Annotated in this window: 9 protein-coding genes; 1 reads left to right on the top strand and 8 read right to left on the bottom strand. The window is 26.6% G+C overall.

All coding sequences use genetic code 4. From position 1 onward, the window contains the following. Nucleotides 1-294 (bottom strand): hypothetical protein (locus tag MCORR_RS02530; protein ID WP_146063413.1); only part of this gene is annotated, 294 nt, incomplete at its 3' end. Between the two features lie 124 nt (nt 295-418). Between MCORR_RS02530 and MCORR_RS02525 the strand changes: the two genes are divergently transcribed. Beyond that, complete coding sequence (locus tag MCORR_RS02525; protein ID WP_104208001.1) at nt 419-1,033, top strand: hypothetical protein; 615 nt, start codon at nt 419-421, stop codon at nt 1,031-1,033. A 44-nt stretch (nt 1,034-1,077) separates the two neighbouring features. On the opposite strand, the gene rpsI is transcribed toward MCORR_RS02525, so the two are convergent. From rpsI to oppD, 7 genes are all read right to left on the bottom strand, one after another. After that, the gene (gene rpsI / locus MCORR_RS02520; protein ID WP_104208000.1) at nt 1,078-1,473 is read right to left on the bottom strand and encodes a 30S ribosomal protein S9; all 396 of its coding nucleotides are present in this window, start codon (nt 1,471-1,473) and stop codon (nt 1,078-1,080) included. Beyond that, nucleotides 1,473-1,922, bottom strand: coding sequence for a 50S ribosomal protein L13 (gene rplM / locus MCORR_RS02515; protein ID WP_104205550.1), 450 nt, complete (start codon nt 1,920-1,922; stop codon nt 1,473-1,475). The genes rpsI and rplM overlap by 1 nt, the downstream gene beginning before the upstream one ends. A 94-nt stretch (nt 1,923-2,016) precedes the next feature. Further along, nucleotides 2,017-2,586, bottom strand: coding sequence for a tRNA (adenosine(37)-N6)-threonylcarbamoyltransferase complex dimerization subunit type 1 TsaB (gene tsaB / locus MCORR_RS02510; RefSeq protein WP_104207999.1), 570 nt, complete (start codon nt 2,584-2,586; stop codon nt 2,017-2,019). Between the two features lies 1 nt (nt 2,587). Then, nucleotides 2,588-3,004 carry a tRNA (adenosine(37)-N6)-threonylcarbamoyltransferase complex ATPase subunit type 1 TsaE gene (gene tsaE, locus MCORR_RS02505; protein WP_181021207.1) on the bottom strand — a complete coding sequence of 139 codons (417 nt, stop codon included), beginning with the start codon at nt 3,002-3,004 and terminating at the stop codon, nt 2,588-2,590. 57 nt (nt 3,005-3,061) lie between these two features. Continuing rightward, on the bottom strand, nt 3,062-5,722 hold the full coding sequence (gene mgtA, locus MCORR_RS02500; RefSeq protein ID WP_104207998.1) for a magnesium-translocating P-type ATPase: 2,661 nt from the start codon (nt 5,720-5,722) through the stop codon (nt 3,062-3,064). Nucleotides 5,723-5,915: 193 nt separating this feature from the next. Next, nucleotides 5,916-7,874: an oligopeptide ABC transporter ATP-binding protein OppF gene (gene oppF / locus MCORR_RS03950; protein WP_104207997.1), complete on the bottom strand. Its 1,959-nt coding sequence runs from the start codon at nt 7,872-7,874 to the stop codon at nt 5,916-5,918. Beyond that, complete coding sequence (oppD, locus tag MCORR_RS03945; RefSeq protein ID WP_281254017.1) at nt 7,874-9,598, bottom strand: oligopeptide ABC transporter ATP-binding protein OppD; 1,725 nt, start codon at nt 9,596-9,598, stop codon at nt 7,874-7,876. The genes oppF and oppD overlap by 1 nt, the downstream gene beginning before the upstream one ends. Between the last annotated feature and the right edge of the window lie 59 nt (nt 9,599-9,657).

Below are 9,657 nucleotides of genomic sequence, written 5' to 3'. Positions count from 1 at the left end.
AAAAGTTACATTAACTGCTCCTTGATACTTTCCAACCCCAATTGCTGTGGCTGAAGTAGTTGTGATATTAGATAACTTATAATCACTATTAGTAATATCTAAATTTTTGTAATTAATTGCTAAGCGAATACTTGATTCATCATTTGTCAATAAATTTCCTAAATTCCTCAAATTTAAAAAAGTTTTTAATTCTTTTTTTACAGAACTTGTGTAAACACTTACGTAAAGAATGGTAATAGGCATAATAACAACCAAAAAAGATGACAACAAAATTAATACTTTTCTCTTTTTCATTCTAATTTCCTCCTTTTAAAAATTGCAATAACAAAATTATTATGCTTTTTTTTTTTTTTTTGTCAAGAGTTTTAATTAAAGTGTTTACATATTAAATATAATTAATATGTAAGGGGATATATAAATGGTTAAAAAAATTGGGAGTATAAGTTTAATTTTTAATGATGAAGAGTGAAATGATTTTATTTCAAGAAACTCTCAAATTTCGATTCAGTACATAGCTTTTTTAGCAAAATTAATTTCAAGTCAAGAAGATAAAAAAGATATCAATTATTCTGAATTAAGAGATTTAATGATTTATGAAAAAAGAATAAAATATAACGTTTATAAGTTTTTATTATTTTTTGAAGAAGGTTTGACAAAACAAATAATAGATAGGGAAAGTAAAACTTGCCAAAATTACTATATGTCAAATCAATGAGAAGATAAAACTGACAAATTTGAAACAATGAATAACTATAATGAACAAAAATTTAACTTTGGATGAAAATTAGATCAACTAAAGAAAATGAGCTTAATTAATAAACAACAATATGATGACTACAAAAAGTCAATTAGAGAATTAAGAAACAAAACTATGCATTTTAATTGTATTTACATTGACTTAAATAGCATACAAAATTGAATTGTAGAACTATTTGAATATTTACCAGAAAATTTCCAAAAAAGTTTTAAAGAAAATATTACAAAATCTAGTAAAAACTTAAAAATAAATAGTAAATTTATTTTACAAGTATAATTGAAAAATAAAGTTAAAAAAACTCTCAATAGAGAGTTTTGTTTTTAACGTTTTGAGAATTGAGGTGCTCTACGTGCTCCACGAAGTCCATATTTTTTACGCTCTTTAATTCGTGCGTCACGAGTTAGTAACCCAACTGATCTTAAAACTTTTCTATAGTCTTCACTAGCTTCTAATAAAGCTCTTGCAATTCCTAAACGAGTTGCTCCAGCTTGTCCAGTAAATCCTCCACCTTTAACAGTAACAGTGATATCAAAATCTTTTTCTGTTGCTGTTGCTACTAATGGTTGTTCAAGTTCTTGAACCAAAGTTGCATATGGAAAGAATTCAAGTGCAGGTAGTCCATTAACAAAAATTTCACCTTTACCAGGAGTTAAAATAACTTGAGCAACTGAAGTTTTTCTTCTACCAGTTCCTCTATAAATAACTTTATCTGCCATTATTTATTATCTCCTTTTTTAAATTCTAATACTTGAGGTTTTTGAGCGGCATAAGGGTGCTCACTTCCAACAAATACATGTAATGCTCTAAATTGGTTTGCTCCTTGAACATTTTTAGGTAACATAAGTTTAATTGAACGCTCTAAAATTTTTCTAGCATCTAGTTCTCTTTGAACAGCTACTGTTCTTCTTCTCAATCCACCTGGGTGCATTGAGTGGTGGTAGTAGGCTTTATCTGATTCTTTTTTACCAGTAAATACTACTTGTTCTGCATTAATAATGATAACGTGGTCACCATTATTAATATGTGGGGTAAAGTCAACTTTATGTTTTCCTCTTAAAATTCTAGCTATCTCAGTAGATAGTCTACCCACGTTTTGTCCTGCAGCATCAACGATGTATCATTCTTTTTTGATATCTTTTGCTGCAATCAAAGTTGTTTGTTTCATGTGCTTATTTCTCCTCTTACATTGACTTGTCCGGGGTCTTATAAGTGTAGTAAGCATATTTATTATAATACATTTGATATTTTATTTATAGTACTTAAATAAAACTTTTTATATAAATTGGGCTTATCTCACTTGTAGTTTGGACTTTTTGAAACTGTTTTAATGCTTTCAATACGTTGATTTTAAAGTCAACACCATCATAGTCTTTTATTATTGTATACTCTAAAAATTTTTTTTGTAATTCTTTTAAATCTTTTTGCTCAATTAAGTAAGGCTCATTTATTACTTTATTATTGTCATAAACACCACAATAGTACTTATCTGATCTTGCGTCCAATAAACTTATACATTTTTTTCCAACACCTTGCAAAGCTAAAGAGTCAATTAAAAATACATTAATTTCATTGTTTAAAGTTTTAAGTGTTTTAACAATGCTTAGTCCAACTCTAACACCAGTATAACTGCCTGGACCTTTAGTTACATAAAAATCTTTTATGTCTTTTAGAATCAAATTATGATTTTTTAAAAGTTTAACAATATTGCTCATAGTAATATCACTTACTTTTTTAGTATCTTTTTGAATAAATTCTTCAACAATTTGGTTTTGTTCATTAATTAGAATTAAACATAGCTGCCAGTTTGTTGTATCTATAAATAATTTCATGCTATTTACCTTCTATAATGAATTGTCTTGAAGTTTCATTCATTTTCTTAATTTCAATTTTAATAGTTTTTTTATTATCTAAATTTAATTTAATATTTGTTCACCATTCAATAATGTTTATTGCACCATCAAATTGTTCAAGAAACATTTCCAAATCAGTATTTATGTCTAAACGATATGCATCCATATGATTAATTAGTTTATTACAAATATTATATTGATTTAGTATTGTAAAAGTTGGCGAAGAAACATTTTTAATAACCCCCAAAGATTTAATTAGGGCCTTTGTAAATGTTGTCTTGCCAGCCCCAAGATCTCCAGTTAATAATATATAGGTTTCTCCATTAATAATTGAAGCTAAATCTAAAGCTATTTTATTAGTCTGCTCAACAGAATTACTAGTTATTGTTCTTATCATAAATAAATTATAATATTTACAAAAAAAACTTGTTGTAATAACAAGTTTTTTCTTTTTTTATAATCATTCATGAAACTTTTTAATATAAAGCGTTTTGACTAATTGTGCCAATACAATATAACAACTAACAAAACCTAAAGCAACAAATAAGAATGATCATGCAGGTGTTGACATTAAAACTAATTTATTAATTGGAGTAAATGGTATTAATATAGCTATCAAACAAATAACTATTGTTGCTATCATCATTGATAATGAAGCTTTTGATTGAAAAAATGGTATCTTTTCTGTTCTATAAACTTGCATAACTGCAGTTTGAGTCATCAAACCAACAACGAATCATGAAGCATGGAATTTCATTGCTGCATTTTTAATGTCAGGGTTTGGACCCCCGTGGAACTCTACTAAGTGGTATCCAAAAATTAAAACTAAAAATGTTGATATATCAAATATAGAACTTACAGGCCCATTAATAACAGCGAATCAAATAATATTTTTGGTTGTAAATGGTCTTGGCTTGTCTAAGAAACTATCATCAACTTTATCAAATACTAACGCAAACATTACGAAGTCGTACAATAAGTTTTGTAACAATAAGTGTAACGGAAGCATTGGTTCTTCTTGAGTTAAAAATAATGCAACAATAACAGAAATAACGTTACCAAAGTTTGAAGCAACAGTTACTTTAATATATTTCAACATGTTAGCAAGACTCTTACGCCCTTCAACAACAGCTTTTTCAATAGCCATTAGTGATTCACCAGTTAAAATCATATCAGCTGCATCTTGTGCTATATTAGAGGCTTCACTAAATGAAATAGCAACATCAGATTCTCTTAGAACTGGCGCATCATTAATACCATCTCCCATAAACCCAACAACATGCCCTTGTGCTTGAAGTGCAGCAATTATTGTTGATTTGTGAATTGGAGATAATTTAACAAAAACATTACCTTGTTTTACAGCTTTAAATAATTGTCTTTCATCCATTTCTTCAATTTCAATACCTGTATATAATTTAGTAATATTAAAGTCAACATTTTTACAAATAGCTCTTGTTATAATTTCATTATCACCTGTTAATACTTTGGTTGATATTCCTTTTGAAGCTAAATTCTTAATTAATTTTTTTGAAGTTTTTTTAGGTTTATCAAAAAAAGTAGCAAACCCATAAAAAATTAGTTCTTCTTCAACGTCTTCGTCATGTAACAAATTATGAGCAATACCAATAACTCTATATCCGTCCATATTTAACTCATGTGTTTTTTGTAAAATCTTTTTCTTTTGCTTTGCATCAAGTTTTTCTATTTTGCCATTAATAGAAATTCTATTGCATACCTTAAGCACCTCTTCAACAGCACCTTTTGTAAAAATTTCTTTATCTTTTTTAGTCGTTAAAATAACTGATAAGATTTTTCTTTCAAAATCAAATGGGATTTCTCATTCTTTATCATATGCATCAACATCAGGTTTTTTAATTCTTGATGATAATACAGCAATATCAATTGGGTTTTGAAAACCAGATTGAAAGTAACTGTTCAAATATAATACATTTTCTAAAAAATCAGATTTTTCGCCATTAACACCAAATACTTTGTCCAAACTAATTTCACCACTTGTAATAGTACCTGTTTTATCAGTACATAAAATATCAATAGCTCCAATATTTTGAACTGCATTAAGGTTTTTAACAATAATTTCTTCTTTTTCAATTTCTTTATAACCTCTTGTTAAGTTAGAAGTCACAATAATTGGTAGCATTTCTGGGGTAATACCAACAGCAATAGCAATAGTAAACATTACACCTTTCATTCAATCATTACTTTGAAATCCAGATATCAATAAAACTATTGGTGTTATTACCAACATAAATGCAATTAAATATATAGTAATTTTTTTGATTCCTTTTTCAAATGAAGAATCTTTTCTTTTTTCTTTAACTTTATTATCAATTAATGAAAAATAAGTATTTTGACCAGTAGCTACAACTATTGCAATCCCACTGCCAGACATTACTTCAGTTCCCATATAACCAATATTGTCATAATTTAAATGAGACTCAAATTCTCCATCATTAGTATCTTTTTTTTGCACTGGGAAACTTTCACCTGTAAGTGATGATTGATTTACATATAAGTTATTTGATCAAAGTATTCTTACATCAGCTGGAATAATATCTCCATTAACAAGATAAATAATGTCACCAGGAACTAGTTCATCATTTTCAATAACTTCAGCTTCTTTAATCATTCTGATTGAATTGGCATTATTTAAAGCTTTATAATTATAAGAAATATTTCTAATTACTTTTGAAGTTTTTTTACTTTCTTTTAACATTCTTTTAATAACTATATGTGATCTTATTTCCTGAACAAAAGCCATAGTACCACTAGCAATGATCATCACAAGAACAACAATAGCTGCTAACAAAGAAAAAATTTCTTTTTCACCCACATACTCATAAAAATTAAATGCATCAATAAGTATCAATATTATATTGAATGGAGCAAAAAATGTTTTTATCAATACTAGAAAAAAATTAAATCTTGATGGTTTTAATTCTTTGCCGCCAAATTTTTCTCTATTATCATTTACTTGGTTATCATCTAAACCAAATTTATTAATTTCAAATTGTTTTAATAATTTATTATTGTCAGAGTCTACATAATTGATTAATTCAAATTTTGTATTATTGTTTATTTTTTTTAGTTTTTTCATAAATCTCCAGTCTATGAATGCCTAAATATTAATAATCTTTAACGTAGAAAAATTAGTGATATATAAGCACCCTTGATAAAATTTAATCCGCTTAATAAACTCTGGGAAGGAATACTCATAAAATCACCTCTTTCTTATTCTTTGAGATTATAGCATAAAAAAAACATCTAAGAAAAGATGTTTTGTTTTTAAACTATTTTTTGATAATTTTTTTAATTTCTTTTAATTCACGTTTGTTAGCTAAAACAAAATGATTTTCACTAATTTCAACAAACTCAGGTGTATCAAAAATATAATCATAATGTTCTTCTTTTGGATCATACACAATTAAACTTTCATCAAAGTTATAACTTGGATCTGGTTGGGGGATTGCTGATAGTAATGATCTTGTGTACGGGTGAAGAGGATTTTTAAATAGTTCTTCAGCTTGCGCTAATTCAACTATATCCCCATGATAAATAACAGCAATTCTATCAGCTATAAATTTTACAACTGATAAATCATGAGTAACAAATAAGTAAGTAAGATTATATTCTTTTTTAAATAATTGAAATAGATTTAATACTTGTGCTCTAATTGAAACATCAAGTGCTGAAATTGGTTCATCAGCAATAATAATTTTTGGTTTTAAGGCCAAACTTCTTGCAATACCAATACGTTGTTTTTGCCCACCTGAAAATTCATGAGGGTAACGTGACAAGTGTTCTGGCAAAAGCCCAACTGATCTAACTAACTTTAAAATGATATGCTTTTTAACATCATCATCTTTTTCAATTTGATCAATTGTTATCGGAGTCTCTGGATTAACTTCGTTAAAATTATCAACATATTCTTGTCTTGATTTTTCATTTTTATATAAATCTTTAAAATTATCTAAACCTTCAGAAATAATTTCTTCAACAGACATCCTTTCATTTAAAGAAGAACCTGGATCTTGAAAAATCATTTGCACATTTTTTCTATTAATTCTAACTTGTTTTGGCTTCGGAATTTTAAAAAGATAAGAATTACTTACTAATTCATCTATCGAAGGCCATTTAAAATATTCTATTAATTTTTGAATCGTGTATATTTGTCTTTCAGTTAATGCGCTTTCATTTTCTAATCAAGAGTTGTATTCAATTACAACATCAATGTCTGATATTAACTCTTTATTTTTTTCATTATCCATTTGTCAATCTTTGATAGTTTTAAATACTTTAGTAGCTTTTGGTGAAACCCTTATTTCATTTCGCAAGATAACTTTTTCATATTCTTTAATAAAATCTTCATTTTTAATACTTATTTTTTTTTCGTATTTTTTAATTAAGTTTTGTTTCCTTTTTAATGGCGAAGAAAGATGAAGGTTTTGTTCTTCTAAAGTTTCAGCTATCTTGATTCTTCTTTTAATTCTGTCATCATTTTCTTTTATCAAGAGTATTTTTTCGAAAGTAAATTTCATTAACTCACCAAAAGATTCCTCAGTTTTGTTTTTTCTTGATTTATTTATTTTTTCTTTAATTATATTTAAATCATGAAAATCTAAGCTCATTTTGTCTTTAAGTTTAATAACTATGTCTAGTGTGTCTATATTTTTGGCTAAAACTGATTCTTCAACTTCTTTTGAAACTTCAGGTATATAATTATTTATATTTTTTACAAACTGATTAATTCTTTTAAAATCTTTTATAATTTCATTAATAAACTTCAAATTTTCTTTAGTTAATTTGTGTGCCAAAGCAACATATGAATATGCAAAAATTTTTCTTCAACTTTCTTTTTGTGTCAATTGAATATTGCTGCTATATTTATTATAACTTTCTTTTAGTTTGGAAATAATATTATTTATGTAATTGCAATTGATGGCATATTTAGTGTTTATAAATTTAATTTTTTTGTAAATTTCTTTATTTAATTCAAATAAAGAAGTTGGTTTTCCAGCTATTAAAATATCATCTAAATAGATTGAGCCGTCAGCTAATTCTTGAACACCAGCTATAGCTCTTCCTATTGTTGTTTTGCCTGAACCAGATTCTCCAACTAATCCAAATATTTCTTGTTTATATATATCAAAATTAGCACCTTTAACTGCTTGAAACTTTTTACCCTTATTTCGAAACTCAATAACTAAATCTCTAACATTTAATAAAACTTCTTTATCATCTTTTACCATTATTTTTCACCTTCTTGTTTAACTGACTTATAACTTTTATTTGGTGGGATAACCTTTTTTACTTTTTCATGAAGTAACCAAGTTTTAGCATAATGAGTTTCAGATACTTTAAACATTGGTGCTTCAAGCAAATAGTCAATGGCTAATGCATATTTGTTTCTGGGTGCAAAAGCATCACCTTTTATTTCATTAAATAAACTTGGTGGTGTTCCACCTATTGAATAAAGATCTTCTCCCTTAGTTCCTAATTGCGGTAGGGATAACAATAACGCTCATGTATAGGGGTGTTTAGAATCATTGAATATCTCTTCTGTTGTTCCTATTTCAACTATTTGTCCAGCGTACATAACAGCAACTCTATCTGCTATGCTTGCCACTACTCCTAAATCATGAGTTATAAAAATGACTGAGAAGTTATATTCTTTTTGCAACTTCTTAATAAGTCTTAGTATTTGAGCTTGAATAGTTACATCCAAAGCAGTTGTAGGTTCATCACAAATTAAAATATTGGGTCTACATGCAAGAGCTATAGCTATAACAACTCTTTGTCTCATTCCCCCAGAATATCTTCCAGGTATATCTTTATATCTTTCTTTTGGATTAGGGATACCAACTTGACCAAGTAATTTTATAGCTTCTTCTTTTGCTTCGCTCCTTGTCATTTTAAGCTGTTTAATTAATACTTCTGAAATTTGAAACCCGACAGAAAGTAAAGGGTTTAAAGAAGTCATTGGGTCTTGAAAAATTGTGGCTATTGTCTTACCTCTAATTTCTTTTAACATTTTTTTAGCACTAGAAGTTTTACTTATGGTGTTTTTAGGTTTTTCATTTCATTTTGATAAAAATTTTGAAAACTTTATTTCATCTAAAGTTTTATTTTTTACTATACTATCTAAAAATTCTTTTAATTCAATTTCAATATTTGACATTTTTTTATCACCAGAATAGTAATCTACTAATTTATTTTTGAGATCTGCATTTAAAACTTGGCCCGATTCAATGAATTGTGTAATAAATGATATTAGCAATAATACCATTTCATTTTCTTTTGGTGATTTTAATTCGAATTTATTTGTATCATTTTTAATATCTTCAATTTGATTATTTAACGATTTTAAATACTCTTCTTTTTTAAATTTATCTTTTGCTAAAATTATATCTTTTTGATGTGATTCAATTTCTAAAGTTATTTTTGATAAACTATCTCTACTTTTTCTTTTAGTAAACTCAACCATTTTTTTTGTTGCTGATTTTTGTTTTGTTTCCAATTTCAAAATTTTTTCATTGATATTAGGTAATTTTTCTAAATCTAAAGAAAGAATCCTTTTGTATTCTTTTTGCAATTTCAAAATTTTTCTATTATTAGTTTTTTTAATAAATTTTTTAATATCTTTATCTATAAGCACCTTTTGTATATCAGTTAAATTTATTGGTTCTTTAAAAAAAGACCTAGAATCTTCTAAAGTTTTTTTGTTGGGATTATAAACTATATTTCCTCCGCTTATTCAGCCATTAGTTTCCAACATCCCAGTAAATGTTTTAGTTATAACTGATTTCCCACTTCCAGATTCACCAACCAATGCTAATATTTCACCATCATAAAGTTCAAAAGAAACATTTCTTATTGCAGTTAAAATTCTACTTCTAACTCTAAATTTAACTTCTAAATTTTTTATAGAAAGTATTGTATTTTGTTTTGCCGTGCTTTTATGTATTTTTGTCATTTTGTTTTTCCTTTTTAATATTTTATAATATAATATTCAATAAGTGAAATTAAAAAAAT

It is taken from the genome of Mesoplasma corruscae, from assembly GCF_002930145.1.
GTDB classification, from domain to species: Bacteria; Bacillota_I; Bacilli_A; order Mycoplasmatales; family Mycoplasmataceae; genus Entomoplasma; species Entomoplasma ellychniae.
The sequence above is the reverse complement of the archived record's forward strand: the minus strand, read 5'-3'. Positions and strand labels throughout refer to the sequence as shown.